At 45.1% G+C, this 23,856-nt stretch carries 17 protein-coding genes; 9 read left to right on the top strand and 8 right to left on the bottom strand.

Annotated elements, in window-relative coordinates; genetic code table 11:
• Positions 1-13: 13 nt before the first annotated feature.
• Both EWM62_RS04720 and bglX read right to left on the bottom strand, forming a co-directional pair.
• Positions 14-3,259: a SusC/RagA family TonB-linked outer membrane protein gene (locus tag EWM62_RS04720; RefSeq protein ID WP_129875507.1), complete on the bottom strand. Its 3,246-nt coding sequence runs from the start codon at positions 3,257-3,259 to the stop codon at positions 14-16.
• A gap of 792 nt (positions 3,260-4,051) precedes the next feature.
• Positions 4,052-6,361, bottom strand: a complete 2,310-nt coding sequence (bglX, locus tag EWM62_RS04715; protein ID WP_203234988.1) for a beta-glucosidase BglX — start codon at positions 6,359-6,361, stop codon at positions 4,052-4,054.
• 185 nt (positions 6,362-6,546) lie between these two features.
• Here bglX and EWM62_RS04710 point away from each other — a divergent pair, with 185 nt between their 5' ends.
• The 4 genes from EWM62_RS04710 (at position 6,547) to EWM62_RS04695 (ending at position 9,533) form a co-directional block, all read left to right on the top strand.
• Positions 6,547-7,308 (top strand): NUDIX hydrolase, encoded by a 762-nt coding sequence (locus tag EWM62_RS04710; protein ID WP_129875506.1) that lies wholly within the window; start codon positions 6,547-6,549, stop codon positions 7,306-7,308.
• A 151-nt stretch (positions 7,309-7,459) separates the two neighbouring features.
• The gene (locus EWM62_RS04705; protein ID WP_129875505.1) at positions 7,460-8,320 is read left to right on the top strand and encodes a YitT family protein; all 861 of its coding nucleotides are present in this window, start codon (positions 7,460-7,462) and stop codon (positions 8,318-8,320) included.
• A 153-nt stretch (positions 8,321-8,473) separates the two neighbouring features.
• Entirely contained in the window at positions 8,474-9,205 is a 732-nt protein-coding gene (locus tag EWM62_RS04700; RefSeq protein ID WP_129875504.1) for a DNA-formamidopyrimidine glycosylase family protein, read from the top strand.
• A gap of 142 nt (positions 9,206-9,347) precedes the next feature.
• Positions 9,348-9,533 carry a hypothetical protein gene (locus EWM62_RS04695; RefSeq protein ID WP_129875503.1) on the top strand — a complete coding sequence of 62 codons (186 nt, stop codon included), beginning with the start codon at positions 9,348-9,350 and terminating at the stop codon, positions 9,531-9,533.
• Positions 9,534-9,546: 13 nt separating this feature from the next.
• On the opposite strand, the gene EWM62_RS04690 is transcribed toward EWM62_RS04695, so the two are convergent.
• Together EWM62_RS04690 and EWM62_RS04685 are read right to left on the bottom strand one after the other, a co-directional pair.
• A complete protein-coding gene (locus tag EWM62_RS04690; protein ID WP_162499776.1) occupies positions 9,547-10,872 on the bottom strand; it encodes a serine hydrolase domain-containing protein in 1,326 nt (441 codons plus the stop codon).
• A gap of 138 nt (positions 10,873-11,010) precedes the next feature.
• Entirely contained in the window at positions 11,011-11,658 is a 648-nt protein-coding gene (locus tag EWM62_RS04685; protein WP_129875501.1) for an ankyrin repeat domain-containing protein, read from the bottom strand.
• A gap of 105 nt (positions 11,659-11,763) precedes the next feature.
• On the opposite strand from EWM62_RS04685, the gene EWM62_RS04680 reads away from it, so the two are divergent.
• From EWM62_RS04680 to EWM62_RS04670, 3 genes are all read left to right on the top strand, one after another.
• Positions 11,764-12,294, top strand: a complete 531-nt coding sequence (locus EWM62_RS04680) for a hypothetical protein (protein WP_129875500.1) — start codon at positions 11,764-11,766, stop codon at positions 12,292-12,294.
• Positions 12,295-12,377: 83 nt separating this feature from the next.
• Positions 12,378-14,948 (top strand): FtsK/SpoIIIE family DNA translocase, encoded by a 2,571-nt coding sequence (locus EWM62_RS04675; protein ID WP_129875499.1) that lies wholly within the window; start codon positions 12,378-12,380, stop codon positions 14,946-14,948.
• A gap of 80 nt (positions 14,949-15,028) precedes the next feature.
• Positions 15,029-15,700: a LolA family protein gene (locus tag EWM62_RS04670; RefSeq protein ID WP_129875498.1), complete on the top strand. Its 672-nt coding sequence runs from the start codon at positions 15,029-15,031 to the stop codon at positions 15,698-15,700.
• A 24-nt stretch (positions 15,701-15,724) separates the two neighbouring features.
• Here the strand turns inward: EWM62_RS04670 and EWM62_RS04665 are convergent, their stop codons facing one another.
• The 4 genes from EWM62_RS04665 to EWM62_RS04650 all read right to left on the bottom strand — a co-directional run bounded on the left by EWM62_RS04665 (position 15,725) and on the right by EWM62_RS04650 (position 20,005).
• Positions 15,725-16,642 (bottom strand): DUF72 domain-containing protein, encoded by a 918-nt coding sequence (locus EWM62_RS04665; protein ID WP_129875497.1) that lies wholly within the window; start codon positions 16,640-16,642, stop codon positions 15,725-15,727.
• Between the two features lie 117 nt (positions 16,643-16,759).
• Complete coding sequence (locus EWM62_RS04660; RefSeq protein ID WP_129875496.1) at positions 16,760-17,521, bottom strand: SDR family oxidoreductase; 762 nt, start codon at positions 17,519-17,521, stop codon at positions 16,760-16,762.
• A 219-nt stretch (positions 17,522-17,740) separates the two neighbouring features.
• Complete coding sequence (locus EWM62_RS04655; protein WP_129875495.1) at positions 17,741-18,127, bottom strand: helix-turn-helix domain-containing protein; 387 nt, start codon at positions 18,125-18,127, stop codon at positions 17,741-17,743.
• Between the two features lie 264 nt (positions 18,128-18,391).
• Positions 18,392-20,005: an amidase gene (locus EWM62_RS04650; RefSeq protein WP_129875494.1), complete on the bottom strand. Its 1,614-nt coding sequence runs from the start codon at positions 20,003-20,005 to the stop codon at positions 18,392-18,394.
• Between the two features lie 131 nt (positions 20,006-20,136).
• On the opposite strand from EWM62_RS04650, the gene EWM62_RS04645 reads away from it, so the two are divergent.
• Positions 20,137-21,570 (top strand): helix-turn-helix domain-containing protein, encoded by a 1,434-nt coding sequence (locus EWM62_RS04645; protein WP_129875493.1) that lies wholly within the window; start codon positions 20,137-20,139, stop codon positions 21,568-21,570.
• 140 nt (positions 21,571-21,710) lie between these two features.
• Positions 21,711-23,771: a hypothetical protein gene (locus EWM62_RS04640; RefSeq protein ID WP_129875492.1), complete on the top strand. Its 2,061-nt coding sequence runs from the start codon at positions 21,711-21,713 to the stop codon at positions 23,769-23,771.
• Positions 23,772-23,856 lie beyond the last annotated feature (85 nt).

Raw genomic sequence — 23,856 nt, 5'->3', positions numbered from 1 at the left:
GTAGTTAACTATTTTAGAATGACAAGTTTACACCTAATATAAACCTGCGCTCGTTGTTAGGATAGTTACCTAAGTCGATACCCGGGCTGTTCCTGTCAACAGACTGTAGTTCCGGATCAAGGCCTGTATATTTTGTAGCGGTAAATAAGTTTGTACCCTGTACATATACGTGTAACTTATCAACACCAATGCTTTTTAACATATTAGCACCAAAGGTGTAACCAATTTGTACCGAACGCAGTTTCAGGAATGAACCGTCTTCTATGTAGTAAGAACTGATCGCATCGGCAGTACTGAAGTATGTTGTTTTTTCAAGTATCGGAGTTTTAGCATTTGCATTTTGTGCAGCTGATTTTGCCGGATCCCAGGCATTGTACAAAAGGTCTTTGCTTTTGTTACCTGTTTGTGAACCGTAGAAGTTAGTCCAGTATTTGATAGAGTTGTATACTTCGTTACCTTGTGAACCGTATAATACAGCAGAGAAATCAAACCCTTTGTATTGAGCGCCTAAGTTAACACCGTAAGTAAAATCGGGGTTAGGGTTACCAATAAAGGTACGGTCGTTATCATCAATTTTGTTATCGCCATTAATATCAGCGTAACGGAAACGACCAGGGGCCGCGTCTTTTTCGTATGGTGATACGCCGCCAAATACGTCAGGTTTCTGAGCTGCATTTAATGCATCAATTTCTGCCTGAGTATTCCAGTAACCAATTACTTTGTAACCATAGAACTGACCTATACTTGTGCCCACGTCATTTTTAACAACGCTACCGTTACGTATGCCTGTTGTAAAGAAGCTTGCACCAAGTTCGGTGATGGTGTTTTTAACGGTTGTAACGTTTGCACCAACGCTGTAAGTAAGGTCGCCTGCCTGGCCATGGTAAGTTGCACTGATATCAACACCTTTGTTTACAACTTCTCCAATGTTAACTGTAGGGCGGCCACCGCCACCAACTGTTGCTAAAAGGTCTAAGTTTTGCAATAGGTTGCTGATAGTTTTCTTATAGTATTCTGCAGTAATGTCTAAATGACCAAATAAAGATGCATCAAAACCTACGTTCATTACTTTATCGCGCTCCCAGGTAGTTCTGATGTTACCTAAGTTTGAAAAGTAACCCGGGGTAATTGAGCTTGAAGAACCATCAATTGGATAAGCAGAGCTACCAGGGCCGCCACCAGAGCCATTGTAAAAGCTGTTACGGGAAACGTTACCATTGTAACCGGATACACCGTAGCTACCGCGGATCTTCAGGTCATTAACCCAGGTAACACCTTTCATGAATTCTTCCTGAGATGTACGCCATGCTAATGATACTGAAGGGAAGGTACCGTATTGACGGCCCGGATAGAACACCGAGCTACCATCACGACGGATAGTTGCACCTAAGATATATTTATCAGCAAAGGTGTAATCTAAACGGCCGAATAAAGATAATGTCCTGTTAAGATCGCCATAACCGCTGTTTGCAGTTGTACCGCTTGTTCCGTTTGAAATGTTTGCGTAAAACGGATCAAGAGAGAACAGGTTTTGTGTAGACGCGTTAATTTCGCGGTAGTTATATTTTCTTGCCTCGAAACCTGCTAATAAATTGATAGCGTGCTGGCCAAATGTTTGTTTGTAGTTAATGGTGTTACTCCAGTTAAACCTGGTATCGTATGACGAACCTTCGTTGTAGCTGTTGTTACCACCATGTGCTTCACCGCTATCGTACTGGCGGTAGCCTATGTTGTAATAGTACCTGTTGTTAATTTCGGTACTGAATGATGTACGAACTGTAAAGTGTTTCAGGAAATCTACCTCGCCAAAAGCTGTACCTTGCATACCCCATAGGTTTGTGTTGGTTGTTGTTTGGCGCTCCTGCATACCTACCGGGTTAAGTGCGTTACCTAATGCGGCAGGGCCTGCATAAGTACCACCTAAATTACCTGCAATATCACGTACCGGGATAATTGGAAGCGTACGGTAAGTTTCAGAGATTGGGTTACCTTCGGCCTGGTTACCACCTGCTAAACCACCACCACCATTTGGCGACTGGATATAGAAGAAGCTGAAGTTTTCGCCAACACGTACGTGATCTTTAACACTAAATGTAGTATTAACACGTGCCTGATACCTTTTAAAGTAAGTGTTTATTAAAGTACCCTGCTGGTTTGTGTAAGCAGCAGACATGAAGTAGGTATTTTTATCGTTTGCGCCACTTGCACTAATAGTGTGTTGTTGTAACGGTGCCGATTTAAATATCTCGTGGAACCAGTCTGTACCTGCGCCTTTAACAAATTTCTGGATCAGGTAATCCCTTGCAGGATCGTTATCCAGGTGATAATTTGGTAAAAATGCGCTTGCGTTGCTTTGGTTAAATACACCTTTAGCACCTGCACCTGATTGGTAACCGTAATCGTAAATTTTACCACTGTTACCTTTGATCAGGTCATTGTCAGGGTCAACCTTGGCAATCAGTGTTTGAAACTCATCGGCACCAAGTACGTTAAATACATTGCCGCTTTTTGGTTGCGTTGAGCCGTAAAATGCATCGTAAGAAAATACAGTTTTACCTTGTTTACCTTTTTTAGTTGTAACCAAAACAACACCGTTACCACCGCTTACACCATAAATGGCTGCAGCACCGGCATCTTTTAATACCGAAATAGATTCGATATCGTTAGGGTTAACGTTTGACATGTCTCTTGCCTGTAATCCATCGATTACATAAAGTGGCTGTGAGTTGCCAAAGTTACTTGCACCACGGATGATTACCTGTGCAGGAGCACCCGGCGCACCCTGTGTAATAACGTTTACACCCGCTGCCTGGCCTTGTAGTAAACTTTCTGAGCTTACCGAAGGAACCGATTTTGCAGCCGTAATGTTTACAGTAGTAACCGAACCGGAAATGTCCTTTTTACGTTGCGAGGTGTAGCCGGTAACTACAACTTCGTTCAACGCGTTATTGCCAACTTGCAAAACAACCGGAATTGATTCGCTTGCGCCAACAGTAACTTCGTTTGTTTGATAACCCAGGTATGAGATGACCAATACGTCACCCGGGTTTACATTGATGCTAAACTGTCCGTTAACATCTGTTTGCGTGCCGACGGTAGTACCCTTAACGCGCACGCTGGCTCCAACTACAGGCAACTTGTCGTCGCTGCCGGTAACCCTTCCAGTGTGTTTTGTTTGAGCTGTAACTACCAATGAAGATACCATGCAGCATAGTAGCAGGCATAGCGTTCTTCCTTTAAGGAGTAAACTTTTAAACATGAGATTGAGATTTAGTTGATTAATATATTTGATTTAAGAACGTAGTTCGATTGTTGGTGCTGCTTGCAGGGAATGACAGCAAAAGAAAAACCTGTAGAACTTTTTCTTTGAAAGGCCGGGCTAAACCCGGTAAACGTGAAGAGATCAAAAAGAAAAAATTGTAAAAGTTTTATCATATAGTTACACTATCCTGCCTAAAAAATTAATTCCGTTTGCCATACGATGCCCCATGTGTAAAGTACATCATTGCTATTTGTCCGTTAAGTTCAGTTGCCTTTCTTTAAAAAGAAAAGTTTATAATTGGTAATGCTCTAATATAAATAGAGTGTACACGTTACACAAGTTACATTTACAGAATTATTAATTATTTATTTATAAGTGAGTATATTAAACAATATTTCCAATTTTATAATAATTAATTATCGCATTGCTAATATTTTAATATTTTAAATAACAATATTGCAATGTAAAATTCTTGTTATAAAGGGTTTTTTTCAACAAAAAGAAGTTTTCTTTTACATAAATGCCCAAAAAGCATATCTGCCCCATCACATTTTAAAAAACTTCTTTTACTTTTTTAAGAAGTGTGCCATATAAAATAAACATAACATAAAATTAATGTTGAGTTTACATTTATCGGGGCAAAGGGTGCACCTAAATTTAACGCTTTTTTACACCAAGGTTTTTTAATAAATAATATACACTTTGTATAAAAAAAATATGCCTTAGTAATATTACCAAGGCATATTGATTTAAATTTTATATAAAATAAATTCAGCTTTTTAGCGACTATTATTTAGCCCACTGCACTTTAGCATTTTTTGTATCGGCCGAGCTTGTACCTATTTGTACAATAAATTCGCCGGCTTCCCAATCATACTTTAGCTGGCTATTATAAAATTTCAATTGCTGCGGCGTTATTTTAAAGGTAACTTGTTTCTGCTCCCCTGCCTGCAAATTTATCTTCTGGAAATCCTTAAGCTCTTTTACCGGGCGGCTTATGCTCGCGGCCGGGTCGCTAATATATAATTGTACAACCTCTTCGCCCGCATATGGGCCTTTGTTGGTTACAGTAACTGTAGCGGTTAAGGTTTCGTTTCCTTTTAATTTGGTTTTATTTAGTGTGATGTTACTGTAGCCAAAGCTGGTGTAGCTTAAACCATAGCCAAACGGATAAAGCGGATCGTTGCTGATATCCAGGTAATTAGATTTGAATTTGGTGGGGCCGGTTGAATATGGGCGGCCCGTATTTAAATGGTTATAATATAAAGGTATTTGCCCTACGCTGCGCGGAAAGGTTGTTGTTAACTTGCCCGATGGGTTGTAGTTGCCAAATAATACTTCGGCAATGGCGTTACCGGCCTCGGTGCCCGGCGCCCATACATTTAATATTGCCGCTGCATTATCATTTTCCCAGGTTAGGGTAAGCGGGCGGCCATTAAATAGCACTATAACAATAGGCTTGCCTAATTTTGCCAGGGCCTTTAACATTAGCTGCTGGCTTTCGGGGATACTGATATCAGACCGGCTCGACGATTCGCCGCTCATGCTTTGCGATTCGCCCACCACCGCTACAATGATATCCGATTTTTTTGCAGCCTTTACCGCGTCCTCGATCATATCCTCGGGCGATTGCTTATCCAGCCATACCATGCCCGGCCCAAAGTTAAGGCGTTTCATAAAGGTGGCATCATCTGTAATGTTACTGCCCCTTGCATAGTTGATCTTTACGTTATCGCCTACAATGTGTTTGATACCTTCTATTACGCTAACAGATTTTTCCCATTCGCCGCCTATTACCCAGGTGCCCAGCATATCCCTCTTGTTATCGGCCAGCGGGCCAACAAGCGCAATGCTGCCACCCGATTTTTTTAGCGGCAGTATCTGGTTAGCATTTTTTAATAGCACAAACGAGTGTTCGGCAGTAATACGCGCGGCCTTGCGGTTCGCCTCAGTCATTATTTCGGTCTTCTCGCGCTGCGGGTCGATAGATTTGTAAGGGTTGTCAAACAAGCCCAGTTTGTACTTGGCTTCAAGTACGCGGCGGCAGGCCATGTCAATTTCGGCCTGGGTAACTTTGCCTTGCTGTAATGATTTTTTCAGCGTGGTTAAAAATCCCTCACCAACCATATCCATATCCAGGCCGGCCTTTAGTGCCAGTGCAGATACCGTTTGCAGATCGCCAAGGCCATGGTTGCTTACCTCGTTTAACGATGTATAATCTGATACCACAAAGCCCTTAAAGCCCCATTGCTTACGCAGCAGATCTGTTAACAGCCATTTATTAGCGGTTGCGGGCACACCATCAACCACATTGAACGAGCTCATGAAACTGCCTGCGCCTGCCTCAAGGGCGGCTTTATATGGCGGCAAGTAATAATTGTACATACTTAAGCGGCTCATATCAACTGTATTGTATTCGCGGCCGGCTTCGGCGCCGCCATAAAGTGCGAAGTGTTTTACACAAGCCATAACCGCGTCGGCATTTTTCATGCTGGTGCCCTGGTAACCCTTAACCATAGCGGCAGCCACTTTACCACCATACCATGGGTCTTCGCCGCTGCCTTCAGATATCCGGCCCCAGCGGGCATCGCGGGCAATATCCACCATTGGCGAAAACACCCAGTTCAAACCTTCGGCAGTTGCCTCTTTGGCCGCAATATGCGCTGCCTGCTCTATCAATGCCAGGTCCCAGGTGGTTGACATGCCCAACGGGATAGGGAAAATGGTACGGTGCCCGTGTATTACATCTAACCCAAATATTAAAGGGATGTGCAGGCGGGTACCTTTTACCGCTGCCTCCTGCATTTTGCGTACGTTATCAGTTCCGTATAAACCAAATATTCCGCCTATAGCACCTTTTTTTACACCATCGCTAATGCCGTTGTTGGTTACCGAGCCTGTGATAGCCATACCGCCTGTTACCAGGTTTAACTGGCCGATCTTTTCATCAACGGTCATTTTTTTCATTAAACCGCTTATAAAGGCATTCATTTTTGCGGTTTCGGTTTGTTTTTGGGCTACAGCGTTGCTAAAGGGCAGGCAAAGCAGCATAGCAGCGCTTAGGTAAGCAACAGGCTTAGTGGTAAAATATTTTTTCATTAAAAGCGGTTTTTTGATTGAAAGGCCATTACCATTTAAATAATGTTAATTTTTGCATTATTAAATTACTGTAAAACTTATTAGCTATAATTGGTTTTTAAAAATGCTTAACACATGGTGTAATTGGTACACAATTGTAAATATTAAATTTAAACAATCAAAGTAATTTTTTATCAATAACATAAATGCTAACTAAGCAAGAGCTGGAAGAATTTTGGGCCGGGGCCGGAAAGATGTACCTGAACCACATATCTATTGATTGTGTGGTGTTTGGTTTTCATGAAGGGCAGATGAAAGTGCTGATGCTAAAAAGCAACAACGAAGAGGCCTGGTACCTGCCGGGCGGCTTTGTGCAAAAGCAGGAACCCATTGAAAATGCCGCCGACCGCATACTGAAAGAGCGTACCGGCATTGATGAGATTTTTTTGCAGCAGTTTCATGTTTTTGGAGACCCCGACCGCTCTAAGGTGCATAACGAGATGTACAAGGATATGCTGCCGGCCGAAAAAAACTTTTTTGCGCAGCGCTTTATTTCTATTGGTTATTATGCTTTGGTAGATTTTTTTAATGTTATACCAACCCCCGATGATTTTTCGGAAGTGTGTACCTGGCGCGATCTTAACGACCTGCCCAAGTTTCAGCTTGACCACGAGCTGATATTTAAAACGGCTTTAGATACCCTGCGCCTGCAACTGAACTACCAGCCTATAGGTTACAACCTGATGCCCAAAGAGTTTACCATGCCCGAATTGCAGAAGCTTTACGAGACCATCCTGGATAAAAAGCTGGACAGGCGCAACTTTCAACGCCGTATGCTGGGCTTTGGCATATTAAATAAACTGGAAGCTACCCGCAAAGGCGGCGCCCACAAAGCCCCCTACCTCTATTCGTTCGATCTGGATAATTACCAGGCCGCGCTGAAAGAAGGATTAAAAAGCGGCTGGTAGAAAGCCTCTCCCCAACCCCTCCCCGAAAGGGAGGGCTTCATAAAAACATATTTTCAAAAAGTCTCCCCTATCGGGGGAGATTTAGAGGGGGCTTAACATTTTTTTACTATCTTAACCACTCATCTAATTGGTTACTGTATAAAATAGCACTATGAAGTTCAGGGGCGCGTTTGTCGATTCATTACTTATTGTTTTAGGCATACTATCTGCCGGTATGGGCTTAAAGGGCTTTTTGCTGCCCAGCCACTTTATTGATGGCGGTGTAACAGGGATCTCCATTTTAGTTGCCGATGCCACCGGCTTACCTTTATCTATACTCATCTTCATCATCAATATACCGTTTTTGTTTTTGGGCTACCGCAAGCTTGGGATAGGCTTTGCCTTAAGGAGCGCGGCTGCTATTGGAGGGCTTTCATTGGCGCTGGCCTTTATGCATTTCCCGGATGTTACGCCCGACAAACTGCTTACAGCGGTGTTTGGAGGTGTATTTATAGGTGCCGGTATCGGTATGGCTATCCGTGGCGGCGCGGTGCTGGATGGCACCGAAATTGCCGCCCTGCTGGTTAGTAAAAAAACACAGGTGGTACGCGTAAGCGATGTGATACTGATACTAAACGTGATCATATTTGGGGCGGCTATATTGCAGTTAGGGGTCGAGAAGGCTTTATACTCCATCCTCACCTACCTGGCGGCATCTAAAATGATCGATTTTATATTGAACGGACTGGAACAATACACCGGCATGACCATCGTATCCGCCAAAGGCGAAGAGATCCGGATAGCCATTACCCAATCGCTCGGCCGCGGTGTTACCGTATACCAGGGCAAAAGCGGGTACGGCAAGGACGGGCACATTAACGCGCCCCGCGAAATTATATTTACCGTGGCTACCCGTTTAGAGGTGCCGCTTTTAAAGAAAGAAATATTAAGGATAGACCCATCTGCCTTTATTGTACAGCAAAGCGTTGACGATACCACAGGCGGGTTGCTTAAACGGAAAAAGGGGCATTAAGCCCCCTCCAGCCCCCCCTGTCCCAAGCACCCTTTTGAGAAGGGGAACAGAATTTAGGATGTGCGAGTACATTGGCGAAAAACAATATCATTTTTAATTGTTTTTAAAAAGCTCCCCGTTAACCAACGGGTTGGGGGCTTCAAACAAATTAACATGCCTGAGGGGCCAAGCATACTTATATTAAAGGAAAAGGTAAAGCAATTTAAGGGCGACAAAGTTATAGCCGCAAGCTGTAACAACGGCACTCTGGATACCAACATCCTTACCGACCAAACAATCATCGATTTTAAAACCTGGGGCAAGCATTTCTTGATCTGTTTCCCAAAGTTTACCATCCGCATCCACATGATGATGTTTGGCACCTACCGCATCAATTCGCACACAGAAAAACCGCCCCGCCTGCACCTGCAGTTTGAAGATGGCGAACTTAACTTTTACGCCTGCCTGCTGCAGTTGATCGAAGAACCACTCGACGAGGTTTACGACTGGCAGGCCGACATCATGAGCGATAAGTGGGACACCAAAAAAGCCATCAAAAAGATGAAGGATATTCCTGATTTGCTGGCCTGCGATGCCCTGATGGACCAGCACATCTTTTCGGGCGTGGGTAATATCATTAAAAACGAAGTACTGTTTCGCAGCCGCATCCACCCGGAAAGCGTTGTTGCCGCCATACCGCCAAAAAAGGTTAAGGAAATGATAACCGAAGCCATTATGTACAGCTTTGAATTTTTGGAGCAACGAAAAGAAGGCACTTTAAAAAAGCACTGGCAGGCTTATCATAAAAAAGAATGCCCGCGCAACCACGTACCATTTATTAATAAAGATACCGGCAGATCGCGCAGGGCAAGCTTTTATTGCGAGTTGTGCCAGGTGAAGTATTGAATATCACGCTTGTTGTGGTGAGTCTGTCGAACCATTCGCGAGTTGTGCAAAGCGTCTAAGTCTTCGACAAGCTCAGACTGACAATCCCTTAACAGAAACCAATTTAGTTTTCCCTTGTTTAACTATCACTAATCTTACGATCATGAAAACAATAACCATTGAAGGCAATCCCGCATCATTAACCGCTATTATGGTACCCCGCGAAGCCGAGTATCACGACCACGAAACCATCCGCATCGATTCATCAGACGATTACGCATCCGTAGAAAAAACCATCTTCCGCGTGGTGGACGGCGGCGAGGATAAATGGGAACTGCAGTTTGAATAATTGTAAAACGCCCTTACTCTTTTGTAAATACGGTGGTATTGCCGTTTTGCTTTAGGGTGAACTGATTTTTAGCGGTATCAAATTCTATTACTATACCTGCCGGTTCAAATGTGAACACATCTTTAACGGTGGTTTCAAAAGCGATTGCAGCCTGCCCCGTTGCCGTGCCCATAAGGGTTGTGTTATTTTTGGTGAATGTGATTTTTAGCGGAAAACCGGGGCTCGAATACACGCCCAGGTACTTATCCAGGTCGACACTGCTCAGGGCAAGCGGTTTGGCAAAAACAGGGAGCGCATAAGGCTTGTTAAAATAGATCCTCAGCGCATCCAGCGCTATTTTTTCTGTAGAAATTGACCCGCCGTTCGCCGTATAAGATACAGCCACTTTATCCCCCGGGAAATAAGAAAGTATTGACCGGTAGGCATCAATTGCCCCGGTATGCCCGTAACCGATTTTATCATCCAGGTTTGATTTACCCATGGCAAAGCCATAACTTTCTGCTACAGGCATCATTTTTTGCAGGCTTGCATTACTAATCAATTTCCCCGAAAAAAGCGCGTCGGCAAATTTCACCAGGTCGGCAGGGGTCGATTCTATCGCGCCGGCACCTGCTGGGATGCTCATATCCGTTTGAGGCCCTTCCTGCCACCCGCCGTTATATTTATAGGGCAGCGCCTCGCTATTGGCCACATTTATTTTGCCGCCATAGTAAGTATCTGCCAGGCCTATTTTCGAAACAATGCGCTCCTTAATTTCTTCCGCATAAGGCTTTCCGGTAATTTTTTCGATGATGTAGCCAAGCAATACAAAATTGGTATTGCAATAGGCATATTTTTCACCGGGCTCAAAATCGGGGGCCATAGCCGCCATACGGGAAAGCAGTTGCTCGTGCGTTTGCGGCGTGGCCATATAGCCGCCATAAGCAGGGTCATTGGTAAAATTGTGCAGGCCGCTGCGGTGGCTCAGCATCATAGCAACGGTTATTTTACCGGCGTTTGGCATCTGCGGGTAAAATTTATCCAATGTTGTTTCTACGGTTAATTTCCCTTCTTCGGCCAATTGCATAACAATAACCCCGGTAAACATTTTAGTAATAGAACCGATGCGATATTTGGTTTTGGTATTCGCCGCGATCTGTTTACCGGCATCTGCATAACCAACGGCTTTTTGATAAACAATTTTTCCGTTTTGGGCTATGGCAATGCTCCCCATGGTTTTATTATTGGCAGCCAGCACATTCAAAAAACTATCTAATTTGGCGCTGTTTATCGTTTGCGCGCTCGCCGCAAAATTTAAACCACCGATTGCCAATATCAGAGCAAGTAAATTTCTCCTCATGATCATACGATTTAATATTGGATTGATCTCGCTCCGGATTGTTACAATGGCCTTTTTTAACCGCAATAAAATCAGTGGCTTACTCAGAAACCAAAAGAACATCCTTTGTCCTTTCATCTTTCTGTCTTATGTCAGATTTTATGTCAATATCTCGGCTATTTCGTCATAACCTTTTTCGCGGGCAAGGTCGGCGGGGAGTTTTCCGCCTTCCATACGGATATCAACATGCGCGCCTTTTTCCAGCAGCAGAATCAGCAGTTCTAAATTACCGTTTTGCGCGGCGGAGTGTAATGGAGTACTGCCTGCAGACTGCCTTACGTTTACATCGGCACCGTTCTCTATCAGCATACGGGCGGTGCTGGTAAAATTACCCGCCGCGGCCGAGTGCAGGGGGTAAACGTTAAACCCGTTATCGCTGGGGCGGTTAACGTCGGCACCTTTCAGCACCAGGTAACGCGCAATATCAAAACGGCCGAAGTAGCTGGCAAGGCCCAGCGCGGTAAAGCCATCATCGGCATAAGCGTTAATTCGTTCAGGATGAGTATAAACTATGTGCGCAACTTCATCAAACCTATCGGCAGCTGCCGCCTCAAACAGGCTGATGTCGCTGGTATGTTTCAATAAAATATTGGTAACGGCCGGTTTATGATAATAGCAGGAAAGCATTAACGGCGATACGTTAAGGCTTGTTTTTGCTTTAGCCAGTTCGGGGTTGGCAGCCAGCAAAGCGTCTAAAGCATCCGTATCGGCATTGGCAATAAATTCTTCCAGTTTTTCAACGCTCATTTAATTCAATATTACTAAAAAAACCGTAGTGTGTAAACTCCTTAAATTAATAATTTTATAAAGTTAAACCATTTAAATACTGGTCGTGATACCAGCCCTGATTTTATGAAAAGAATATTGCTTATTCTGATTGCCGCTTTATCTACCAGTTGCCTTTATGCTCAAAAAAGCGGATTTGACGAAATTCAAATCAATGGTAAGTTCAGTGAAATTAAGTTGCTCACAAAGTACAATATATCAAAAGATACATGCAAATATTGCTGGATAGTAAAGAGCGACAGCATGAAGATATTTTTAACAGACATTGACCGTTTGGAGATCAAGGTTAACAAAAATGACACTATTAAGGTGATAACAGCTTTTAGTAAGCCGATGCGGTTTAGATATTACAAGTCTTGGTCAAACAAATTAACTGACCTCTTTAATTACATTAATGTCGATTTAAGAAAAAAAGGCTCAGGCTACTATTCCCATGTGCCTCAATATAAGGTGATGCAGGTTTGGATTATTAAAGAAGAAAAAACAGCAATGTTTTTCGAAACCATCAAACCTGACTTTCTTTTTAAAGATTTTGTTGGCACTTACGTATTTTGGTGGATAGAGGACAAGAACGGCGTCGCAGATATAACTTATTGATGTACTAACTCTTCGTAAAAAATTAAAAAATATCTGTTTAATCTAATAACTTTATATTTGCAATTAAACGCTCAAAATACAGGATGCCGATTAAAGGAAACCAGTTCAGATCAAACAGTTTTAAGGAAGAGAACCAGCCGCGCAAACCGGGCGTAAAACCCGAGAGGGAAAGGCCTGCCAAACAGCCCACCGAACGCCTGCCTTTATTTGACCTGCGCGATGGCCGCGTGATAAAAATAGCCGGGCTGATATTTTTGGTGTTATCGGTATTTTTCCTCATCGCGTTCACTTCGTACCTGTTCACCTGGTCGCAAGATCAAAGCTACGTTTCAAAAACAAACGGCGGTTGGGGCAACCTTTTCAAAACCACAAAAGAGTTATTGGAAAACGGTGTTGCCAACCCCATGGTTGATAACTGGCTGGGTAAATTTGGCGCCCTGCTGTCCAATCAGTTCATATTCGAGTGGTTTGGTATAGCATCGTTCCTTTTTGTATTTGTGTTTTTTATTATCGGCTTTCGCCTGCTGTTCAAAATAAAGTTGTTTTCGGTTAGTAAAATGCTGGCCTATACCTTTTTCAGCATCATCTTCATATCGGTTACGCTTGGTTTTTTTCACGCGTTTATTGTTGCCGATACGCCGCATTATTTAGAAGGCAATTTTGGTTTCTGGACAAACCGTTTGTTAACCGCGCAGGTGGGCCAATCGGGCACGGGTTTTATATTGCTGTTTTTGGCATTAACCGTGCTTATCATCGCTTACAACATCGATTTTAAACTGCCGCAGCGCCGGGAAAAACTCTCATCTGTAGCCATAGATGAAGTATCGCCCGAGCCGGTTGAACTGGTTGACGAGGAAATTTCGTTACCGGTAGAATGGCCTCGCAATGGCAACCGCGCTAAAGATGTGCTGGCTAACCAGCCTGTACCCAGCACCGAACCACTAAGGCAGCAGCCTTTACAGCAAACCCCGGTTTTTCACGAGCCTGTGGTGTTAAGGCCCGATAACAATAACCATGAGCCGGAAGAAGAGAACGAGATACCGCTTACCATTGATGTGGAGCGCCCTACCCCTATCTTAAACATCGAAAAAAGCGACGACGACAAGGCCAAAAGCCTGGTTGACCAGTTTGGCACCTACGACCATAAACTTGACCTTGCTACCTACAAATATCCAACTATCGACCTTTTGGAGAATTACGGTTCATCAAAAATCGCGGTAAATTCCGAAGAACTGGAGGCCAACAAAAACAAAATTGTTGAAACGCTTAACCACTATAATATCGAGATAGATAAGATAAAAGCTACCATTGGGCCAACAGTTACGCTGTACGAAATTATCCCCGCGCCGGGTGTGCGCATCTCCAAGATCAAAAACCTGGAGGACGATATAGCGCTGAGCCTTGCGGCTTTGGGCATCCGTATCATCGCCCCTATGCCGGGCAAGGGTACCATCGGTATCGAGGTGCCAAACCAAAACCCCGAGATGGTGTCCATGCGTTCTATCCTCGCTACCGAAAAATGGCAGAATAACACCATGGACCTGCCCATCGCCCTTGGTAAAACCATATCCAACGAAGTGTTTATTGCCGACCTTGCCAAGATGCCCCACTTACTTGTCGCGGGTGCTACAGGGCAGGGTAAATCGGTGGGTATCAACGCTATATTGGTGTCGCTGCTTTATAAAAAGCACCCTGCCGAGCTTAAATTTGTATTGGTTGATCCTAAAAAAGTGGAGCTTACCCTTTTCCGGAAGATAGAGAGACACTTTTTAGCCAAGCTGCCCGATGAGGCCGACGCTATTATCACCGATACCAAAAAGGTGGTAAACACGCTTAACTCGCTTTGTATAGAGATGGACCAGCGTTATGATCTGCTTAAGGACGCGCAGGTGCGTAACTTAAAAGAATACAACACCAAGTTCATCAACCGTAAAATAAGCGACCCGGAAAAACACCGTTACCTGCCATTCATCGTACTGGTAATTGATGAGTTTGCCGATCTGATGATGACCGCCGGTAAAGAAGTAGAGCAGCCCATAGCCCGTATAGCGCAGCTTGCCCGCGCGGTGGGCATCCACCTGGTTATAGCCACGCAAAGGCCATCGGTTAACGTTATTACGGGTACTATCAAGGCTAACTTCCCGGCCCGCTTGGCCTTCAGGGTATTGTCAAAGATAGATTCGCGCACCATACTGGATGCCGGCGGTGCCGATCAGCTGATAGGTCGCGGTGATATGCTGCTCTCTACAGGCAGCGACCTGATCCGCCTGCAGTGCGCTTTTGTGGATACGCCTGAGGTTGAGCGCATATCCGACTTTATTGGCAACCAGCGCGGCTATCCATCGGCCATGTTCCTGCCGGAGTATGTGGGCGAAGGCGAAGCAGGCAGCAGCCCCAAAGATTTTGACCCGGACGACCGCGACCCTATGTTTGAGGATGCCGCAAGGTTGATCGTATTGCACCAGCAGGGCTCAACATCGCTTATTCAGCGTAAAATGAAGCTGGGCTATAACCGTGCAGGCCGTATCATCGATCAGTTAGAGGCAGCAGGTATTGTTGGCCCGTTTGAGGGCAGTAAGGCCCGTGATGTGCTTTATCCTGACGAGTACAGCCTGGAACGTGCCCTGGAAGAGCTGCAAAAACCACGCGATTAAACTAATTTAGTTTACAACACTCTAAACCATTATAAGCCATAATGGTTATTGCCTGTGAGCTTAAATTGAACTGAACGAACATGAAAAAATTATTCATCTACCTTATATTATCAATCCTTACGGTTACCACCGCGTTTGCACAGAAAGATGCTGATGCCAAAGTGATACTGAACAAGCTGAGCAAACAATACCGCGCCTACGATGCCGTTAAAACAGATTTTACACTGACTATTGATAACCAGCAGGCCAACGTGAAAGAAACGCAGACAGGTACGCTTATTTCGCGTTCAAAGGTTAACAAGTATAAGGTTACGCTATACGCCCCGGCTAAAAAGACCATTATGCAGGAGATCATCAGCGATGGCAAAAACCAGTGGACTTTCCTAAAAGATGCCAACGAGGTACAGCTAAACGTTGCCGATAACAGTGAAGAAGGCTTTAACCCGGCCAAGATCTTTACCATGTACGAAAAAGGGTATAAATACATCTACACCGGGCAGCAAAAAACTTCAGGTAAAATTTACCAGGTGGTCGACCTTACTCCAGAAGACAGTAAAAAGAACTTTTTTAAAGTAAGGCTGATGATAGATAAGACAAAAAACCAGCTATCAAGCGCCCAGATCTTTGACAAGAACGGCAGCAAATACACCTATGCCCTGCGCACCTTTACCCCTAATTACAAGGTTACAGATGCCGCCTTCACATTCGATAAGAAAGCCTATCCGGGTGTTGAGTTGGTTGATTTGAGATAAAGAAAGAGTTAAAACGCTAAGGGATTACCCAAACAATCCCTTATCCCTGTCAATAAATTGCGGGCGGTGGATGTTCAGATCCAGTTTCCCGTTCAGTTTTTCAATTACATAATCGCATAGCTCAGGCGAATATCGCTCGTCGTGCTGGTGCATAAAAAACCAAACGGATCGCAGGCCCTGCTTTTTCCAATCGGCTATGCGCTCTACCCATTCATCGCAGCGGGCGTAATCTGTGGGGTGCAGGCTGTTACCCACAAAGCGGATGAACGCGTGCGGGGTAGGCAGCAGCATGTGCAGGCAATCGCGGCGGCCGCTGGCATCAGTTATAATAGATCCAATATTCAATCGCTTAAACAGGCTAAAAACAGCATCGCGGCTTTCGGGTACGGCAAACCAATCCTTATGGCGCAGTTCTACAAACACCGGTACATCCGTTGGCAGTTGTTCCAGGTAGGCAGTAAGTTCGGGTAAGTTTTTTGGGGTAAAGTTATCGCTCAGTTGCAGAAACAAAGGGCCAAGCTTATCGCCAAAGGCCATAATGCCCTCGTAATAACTGGTGGTTATCTCCTCGGCATTTTTTAACCTGCGGATATGGCTGATGCTTTGAGAAAATTTGGGGCAAAACTTAAAGGCCGGGTTTGCATCAGCTTTTTGCTTCCATTTGCCAATAGTATCGGGGCCATAGGTTTGATAGAACGTGGCGTTAAGCTCGATACAGTTAAAGTGCTTTACATATTCATCTAAAAAGTTGGCATCCTTGGTTTTTGGCGGATAGATCTTGCCTACCCACTCCTTACGGCCCCACTTGGCGCAGCCTACATGTACTTGTAAGGGCTGGCTTTTATCAGCCGACTGCAGCGTATCCTGGGTAAATGCCGGGTCGGGCGACAGGGTAAAATCCACCAAGGGCAGTTCATTATCGGGTACGCGGCCAAATTCCATAATATAAGTATTGCTTTATGCCCGAAGATACAGCTATCGTGCCAACAAAAAAAGGGAACAGCGTTAACCGCTCCCTTTTGTACTATTTTATAATTTAAGTAAGCAACCACTCACCAATTACAAAAACATTCCGCCCGATGCTTCTATCCTTTGCGCGTTTATCCAGCGTGCATCCTCAGTACATAAAAAGGCAATTACGCCGCCAATATCGTCCGGCTGGCCGGGGCGGCCAAGCGCGGTTATGGATGAAATAAACTCGTGCATTTTGGGGTGGCTTTCAAAAGCTTCTTTGGTAAAGTCGGTTTCGATAATGCCCGGCGCAACCAGGTTGGCGGCAATACCGCGGCTGCCCAGTTCTTTAGCCAGGTATTTTGTAAATACCTCGATAGCGCCCTTCATAGATGCATAAGCCGCGTAACCCGGTGTAGCAAAACGGGTAAGCCCCGTTGAAAGATTAATGATACGGCCACCATCGACAATAGTATTAAGCAGGGTTTGAGTTAAAAAGTAAACGCCCTTAAAGTGAACGTTAAACAAGTTATCAAAGTCCTCTTCGGTGGTTTTGGCAAATGGCGACGAGGCATCAATACCTGCATTGTTCACTAAGAAATCGAAGGTGTCCCTGCCCCATTTCTCCTGCAATGTAGCGGTTAGCTGCTGTTTAAAGGCCTCAAAAGTTTTTATTTTTGAAGTATCTAATTGTAAGGCCGCGGCGGTTTGGCCGGCCAGTTCAATTTGGTTTACCACCTCGTCAGCTTCTTCTTTTTTGGTGCGGTAGGTAACAATAACATCTATGCCTTTGCCTGCTATTTTTAACGCGGTGTTTTTACCAAGGCCCCTGCTGCCGCCTGTTATTAATGCTATTTTGTTTGTGCTCATATTTGTTGTGTTTTAATACACTACAAAGGTGAGGGCAAAACGTTGTTAAAAAATGGTGACAGGTACAGATAAAATGGTGACAGGTACAGTATTTTTAGTTTAACAGGCTTATCTGTTATCAAACGAAATGCATCTATTCGGAGACATGCATTTTCAATAGCATAATTCGCGAACAGATCCACTCCGTTGGCTAACGGATCAGGATGAAAGACGGATTTATTATGAAGGTTCAGACAACACCATTTCCTTATACTCTTTCGGCGTTATCCCCTCAAAACGTTTAAAAAACTTGGTGAAGTTTGATGCATCAAACGTAAGCTTAAAGGCTATTTGTTTTATGGGGATATTTTGCTGCAGCATCTGTTTGGCCAGGGTCATTATCTTTTCCTCGAAATAAAAGCATGGCGATTTTCCCGTGGTTTGTTTGATTGTATTGGTTAAATGGGTGGGATGGATATGCAAAATGCCGGCAATATCCCTTATCTCGAACATTTCGGTAACGCGCTCCTGCATTACATCGTCCAGGTGTTTGTCAACCTCTTTCAGAAAGTCCGCGAAGATCTCGTGCCTGCGGCTGAATATTTTTTTGGGAACAGGAGTGGGCATGTTACAGTTTGCAGTTATGAGTTTGCGGTTAGCAGATACTAATTATATAATTAATAGATTTAGATATGATTGTCAAATATATTAAGATAACCCTTGCGGTTATAGGATTTCTATTTGGTGGGTTTTTAATTGGGTATGCCTATTCAACGCAAATAGGCGATGGTCAAATCAACGGTTTTTTAATGATACTGGGTTTGACCCTTTCAGGCGGATGTATATTATACTTGTTTATTAAATTTGTGAATGCGGTAACCTCGTAATATATTAAACAAATAGGTCTGGTCTAAACTTCGGTGCAACTCTTTTTTTAGATGCCTGCTCATAAGCATAAGCCAGCTTGATGAGTTCGCACTCGCTCCAGGCGGTGCCTACAAAGGACAGGCCCATCGGCAGGTCGTGCCAAGCACCCATCGGCACCGTGATATGCGGATAACCCGCCATAGCGGCAGGCCCCGAGAACGAAAACCCGTTATCATAATCGCCGTTGATCAAATCTATACAAACCGCGAAGCCATTGGTAGGCGCAATTAAGGCATCCAGTTTATTCTCTCTCAGCAAACCGTCGATCCCTTCCCTGCTGTATTTGGTTGTTTTACCAACTGCATCTAAATATTCCTTGCTGTTCAGGTCGCCCTTTGTCTGTGCGTATTCGGCGGTTTCCTGTTTAAAAAATGGCATGGCCTTATCCTCATTCTGCTTGTTAAAGGCAATAACATCGGCAAGGTTTTTCACTTTGGCACCGGCTTTATCCAGGTAACGGTTAAGGCCGTCTTTAAATTCGTAAAGCAGCACCGTAAATTCGGCGCCGTCAATGGGTTTCAGGCGGGTATCTAAATCCACTTCTATAATTTCTGCACCTTGCTTTTTAAGGGTTTCAATCGCAGCTTTTAGTAATTTATCGGTAGATGATGGCAATTTCTCAATTTTCACCAGGCCAAGCCGTTTGCCTTTTAGTCCGTTAACGTCCAGGTATTTGCTGTAATCCTTTTCAGGCTTGCTTTTAAGGGTCGCGTCGTCTGCGGTATCTGCACCGGTAAGCGCCCCAAGCAGTATGGCGGCGTCTTTAACGGTGCGCGCCATAGGCCCGGCGGTGTCCTGCGTTTTTGATATGGGGATAATGCCGCTGCGGCTCCACAAGCCAACGGTAGGCTTGATGCCCACCAGTCCGTTTACCGATGATGGCGAAACAATAGAGCCATCCGTTTCGGTACCGATGGATATAGCGCATAAATTGGCAGCAGTTGCCGCGCCCGATCCGGCGCTCGAACCGCTTGGGTTCCTGTCCAGCACATAAGGGTTTTTGGTTTGCAGGCCGCGGCTGCTCCATCCACTTGTGGAACGGCTCGACCGGAAATTAGCCCACTCGCTCAGGTTGGTTTTGCCCAGCAGTACGGCACCCGCCTGGCGCAGCTTGTGCACAATAAAGGCGTCCTGCTTTGCAAAATGATCGCTCAGGGCCAGCGAGCCTGCCGTGGTGTGCATATTGTCGCCGGTATCTATATTATCCTTTATCAGCACCGGGATGCCGTGTAAAGGGCCGCGCAGCTTGCCCGCCTTGCGCTCCTTATCCATATTATCGGCCATATCCAGCGCGCTTTTGTTCAGCTCGATAATGGCGTTTATTTTAGGGCCGCTTTTATCTATGGCGTCTATTCTTTTTAAATACAATTCTGTTATGCTGCGCGAAGTATGTGTACCGTTTTCCATCTTTTTTTGCAGATCGGCAATGGTGGCTTCGTTTAGTTCAAAATCGTCAGTAAACGGTGTGGTGCCATCCGTTTGTGCCTTATCAGCAGGTTGCGAACATGATACCGCGCCAATGGTAGCCAGGCCTATGCCTGCAAGTGTGCCTGTTTTTAAAAAGTTTCTTCGTTGCATGATAGATAAGATTCTATCGCACCAAATTAACTAATTGAAAGGGTTAATAAAAGGCTGTGCTGTAACAAAGCAGATAGCAGCAGGATGATTTTACGCCAAAGGTTGATTATATTAAGCCCACAATTAACCTGATGCGTTTAAAGTGCTTTTTATGCCTGTTCTTGCTTGTTTGCCTGGCTGTTACGGCTAACGCTTACAAAATTATCGCGCCCGAACCGTTCAGCATAGCGGCTAAAAATTATATAAAGCTGCAGGTACTGGCCGATAAAGGCGACACCGCGCCCGATTCGGTGGTGTTTGAAGTGCTTTATAATTCGGGCAACCTGCTCAGGCGCAAGTCTGACGCCTCGCTTTCCATGGTCATTACCCTTAACGATTTTAACGACGGGGTTTTTTATGTGAAAGCGCGGGTGTATCACAACGGTAAGTGCGATATACTAAGCAGCAAGTTTGACGAAGCAGGTGTCCCGGTTATTTTAGACAGGCACAGCGCTTATAACGAAACCACCTATCAATCGGCTTACAAGGCAGCCAAACAGCCACAGCAATACAGCTATACATGCAATAACAATAAGCTAAAATTCAACAGCCGCTGGGATGTCGACTCGCTATATTTTGATTTTGAGGTGCAGGACGCCAACCTTAATTACGTTAAACCGGGCTACATCAGCCTGTTCCAGACAAAAAAATACCTGCGTACGCTGTGGGATTCGGATTGCATCGAGATAGGCCTCGATATGCAGCACGACCGCTCGGTATGGAAAAAGGAGGACGACTACGAGTTATTGGTTGATGTTACAGGCAATTATAGCGGTAACCGCTGGGATGCGGGTCGTAATTTCTTTAAAAACTGGGGCAGGCATACACGGGTTAAGGTGAAGCAGCAGGGAACCTTAAATAATAACCAGGATATCGATAAGGGGTACACCATATCCATAGCGATCCCATGGGCCGAGCTAAATTATAAGCCCGTTGCCAATACTACCATCGGTTTTGATATCCAGCTTTACGATAAAGACGCGCAACTTGACGAAGCCTTCCGCACCAGCCTTAGCGGCACCAACCCCGAATCGAACGATAATACCAGCGAGTGGACCAGCCTTACGCTCGCCCGCGAAAGCAGTAATGCCAAATTCTACCTGTTGGGTATTATACCGCTATTGGCCTTACTTTGGATGATTACCAGAAAGCGTAAAGATCCCGCTGTACCCATACCCATGGCCGAAGAAGCTATTAACCATCCGCCTGCTTACAGCGAAAGCATCCGCAAGGCGATAGACCTGATACATGCGCATTACCACGATCCTCATTTATCGCGGCAGCAAATAGCGGGGCAGGTTTTTATCAGCGAAAAATATCTAAGCTCACTATTCAATAAGGAAACAGGTGTGCACCTCATCCACTACATCAACAAATACCGGGTTGATAAAGCTATCGAGCTTTTACAACATACCCGGTTATCTGTATCAGAAATTGCCTTTAAAGTGGGCTACAACTCACTGCAGAATTTCAACAAAAACTTTAAAGCAATAAGCGGCAAGGCACCCTCCAACTATCGGCATTAGCTGTAAAAACGACTTTTGTTGTAATACTAAAGTCGTTTTTACATGGCTTTGCGACTTTTGTTGTATAGCCAAAATATCATCCCGCATCTAAATTAGGTGAAGCAGAAAGCCATACATCTGCACCAATTTTAAACCGATTTATGATGAAAGTTTTTACCCTACGCGCACTTGCCATAGTGTGTTGTTTGCAGGCACCTGCACTTGTGTTAAAAGCACAGCAATTAATTAACCAACGCCAGATAACCCTGCTGGAACAGGCTAAACGCCCTAACGACCTTTGGCCCCGCGGCGACGGCCACATCCTAATTGCAGAACCGGGCAGCCCCTTGGCCCAAAAAGGCTATGAAGAACCCGGAGGCAGCTTTAGCCCAGGTCCCGGCAGCTTTGGCGTAACCATTTGGGTAATGGATAAAAACAAAAAGCTGATAGCCACCAGCGATAATATCCCTATGGATAAGATAAAGCAGGCTTATGTGTTTAAGGCTAATAACAGCATCCCATCGGTAGAAACTATTACGCCTTATTACACCTGCACCTGGACATATGTTGAGGCCGGCAGATGGGAGTTTGATTTTAAGAACAACGGACAGGAAGATTATACTTACCATATAGTTACCCGCAGCGTAGGCCCCGCAGGCGGCCCGCTTACCACCGCAACCTGGGAGGGTGACCGCCTGCTGCTTAATCGCCGTTATATAATCACCTTAACTACGCAACCTAAACAAGTTTTAGTAGGTAACGAGGCCGCCGGCGAACTGCAAAAGGACATCCCGGTGCAGCCAACTGTTACCAACGCCGATGGCTGGGCTTTTGCAAGGCTTAACATGGGCAATGTGCCATTCTCCTTAAAAATAAACGATACCAAACCGCAGTTTAACAGTCCGTTGCCGTATACCCGCACCACACAAGGGTTTGGCATGCAACTGCCTGATAAGGCTTTCGAGCATTCGTTGCAGGCGCAGATAAGCAACCTGATGATGGGCTATATAGGCAAACAAACCGGTCCCGGCGAACCGATAAACTACCCGCTTGCCTGGGAGCGCGACGGCGCTTACTCGCTGGTTGCCATGGCCAAAAGCGGCCACCTGGAGACAGCCCGCGAACTTTCTAAATACTTTGCCGAGAACGACTTTTTTGGAGGCTTTGGCGCAGAAGGCGATGCACCGGGTTCGGCTATTAACGCGCTTATCGAGGTAGCTTATCTGATCAACGAGCCATCGTATTACCAATACGTTTGGCCGCATATAAAACGTAAGCTAAAGCTTATTGACGAGATGCGGAACGCCAAAACCGAGATCTATAAGGATTTTATTGGCCCGCTGGCACCGCATATAGAGCATGATGTAAAACGCAGGCAGCTGATTGCCCGCCCATTCACCGAAGGCCTTATTGTTGGTACCATGGATAACCATTTCCCGGTGCTGTACATTAATGCTATCAGCTACCGCGGACTGGTGCAGGCATCGCGCCTGGCCAAAAAGTTTGGCGAAACCGCGCTGGCCGACTCATGCCTGCAAAAGGCGGCAGCTGTTAAAGAGGCCTGGCAGGCCGGTTTTGGTAAAGACAAATACGAGAACGAGCGCAATTTTATGATAAGCGTTTGGCCATCGTGGATCACCAATAAGGATAACGCCTTGTTCCAAAAGAAGATTGAAGATAAACATGTGGAAGAATGGGGTAACGGCGATGAGCCCAAGGCCCGCCCGCTGTGGACGTATTTCCAGGCGGCAGAGGCACACCAGTGGCTATACCTTGACCGTACCGACCGCGTGTGGCAAACGCTGCACTACTTCTGGAACAACCAGTGTGCACCCGGCCTGTACACTTACTGGGAAGGCGATGGTGAAGAAAACACCTTCCGCCAGTGGGAAAACTACCGCGGCTGGCTAAAGCCTAAATACATCACCCCGCATTACTGGACAGCATCAGAAATGCTGCTGCTTCAGCTGGATATGCTGGTTTACGTGAACGAGGCAAAAGGCGACGACTTTGAATTTGTAGTAGGCGCGGGCGTGCCGGCGGCATGGCTGAAAGAAGGCATGTCTATCAAAAACTTCCATACCAAGGCAGGCAACGTAAGCTGGGAATACAAAAAGAACGTATTGAATGTAACTATTGAAGGCGCAGCAAAAAAATACGCGGTAAGGCCGGGTGTTGCTTTTGTAAATGCCAAAACCAAACTGAATTTATCATACAAATAAGCTTTTATTATGCGTAAATTAAATATCGTTACCATTATATTGTTGGTTTGCGGCTTGCAGGCATCGGCCCAACAACAAAAAAAGG

Source organism: Mucilaginibacter terrigena (assembly GCF_004168255.1).
GTDB classification, from domain to species: Bacteria; Bacteroidota; Bacteroidia; order Sphingobacteriales; family Sphingobacteriaceae; genus Mucilaginibacter; species Mucilaginibacter terrigena.
Note: the sequence above shows the minus strand (reverse complement) of the source record. Positions and strands in the feature narration are given on the sequence as shown.

Excerpts from the sequence above, each read along its gene's own strand:
- EWM62_RS04660 (WP_129875496.1), bottom strand. The coding sequence starts at position 17,521 with ATGAGCACAAACAAAATAGCATTAATAACAGGCGGCAGCAGGGGCCTT.
- EWM62_RS04690 (WP_162499776.1), bottom strand. The coding sequence starts at position 10,872 with ATGAGGAGAAATTTACTTGCTCTGATATTGGCAATCGGTGGTTTAAAT.
- EWM62_RS04650 (WP_129875494.1), bottom strand. The coding sequence starts at position 20,005 with ATGCAACGAAGAAACTTTTTAAAAACAGGCACACTTGCAGGCATAGGC.
- EWM62_RS04710 (WP_129875506.1), top strand. The coding sequence starts at position 6,547 with ATGCTAACTAAGCAAGAGCTGGAAGAATTTTGGGCCGGGGCCGGAAAG.
- EWM62_RS04670 (WP_129875498.1), top strand. The coding sequence starts at position 15,029 with ATGAAAAAATTATTCATCTACCTTATATTATCAATCCTTACGGTTACC.
- bglX (WP_203234988.1), bottom strand. The coding sequence starts at position 6,361 with ATGAAAAAATATTTTACCACTAAGCCTGTTGCTTACCTAAGCGCTGCT.
- EWM62_RS04675 (WP_129875499.1), top strand. The coding sequence starts at position 12,378 with ATGCCGATTAAAGGAAACCAGTTCAGATCAAACAGTTTTAAGGAAGAG.
- EWM62_RS04665 (WP_129875497.1), bottom strand. The coding sequence starts at position 16,642 with ATGGAATTTGGCCGCGTACCCGATAATGAACTGCCCTTGGTGGATTTT.
- EWM62_RS04695 (WP_129875503.1), top strand. The coding sequence starts at position 9,348 with ATGAAAACAATAACCATTGAAGGCAATCCCGCATCATTAACCGCTATT.
- EWM62_RS04655 (WP_129875495.1), bottom strand. The coding sequence starts at position 18,127 with ATGCCCACTCCTGTTCCCAAAAAAATATTCAGCCGCAGGCACGAGATC.
- EWM62_RS04705 (WP_129875505.1), top strand. The coding sequence starts at position 7,460 with ATGAAGTTCAGGGGCGCGTTTGTCGATTCATTACTTATTGTTTTAGGC.
- EWM62_RS04645 (WP_129875493.1), top strand. The coding sequence starts at position 20,137 with ATGCGTTTAAAGTGCTTTTTATGCCTGTTCTTGCTTGTTTGCCTGGCT.
- EWM62_RS04685 (WP_129875501.1), bottom strand. The coding sequence starts at position 11,658 with ATGAGCGTTGAAAAACTGGAAGAATTTATTGCCAATGCCGATACGGAT.
- EWM62_RS04640 (WP_129875492.1), top strand. The coding sequence starts at position 21,711 with ATGATGAAAGTTTTTACCCTACGCGCACTTGCCATAGTGTGTTGTTTG.
- EWM62_RS04680 (WP_129875500.1), top strand. The coding sequence starts at position 11,764 with ATGAAAAGAATATTGCTTATTCTGATTGCCGCTTTATCTACCAGTTGC.
- EWM62_RS04720 (WP_129875507.1), bottom strand. The coding sequence starts at position 3,259 with ATGTTTAAAAGTTTACTCCTTAAAGGAAGAACGCTATGCCTGCTACTA.
- EWM62_RS04700 (WP_129875504.1), top strand. The coding sequence starts at position 8,474 with ATGCCTGAGGGGCCAAGCATACTTATATTAAAGGAAAAGGTAAAGCAA.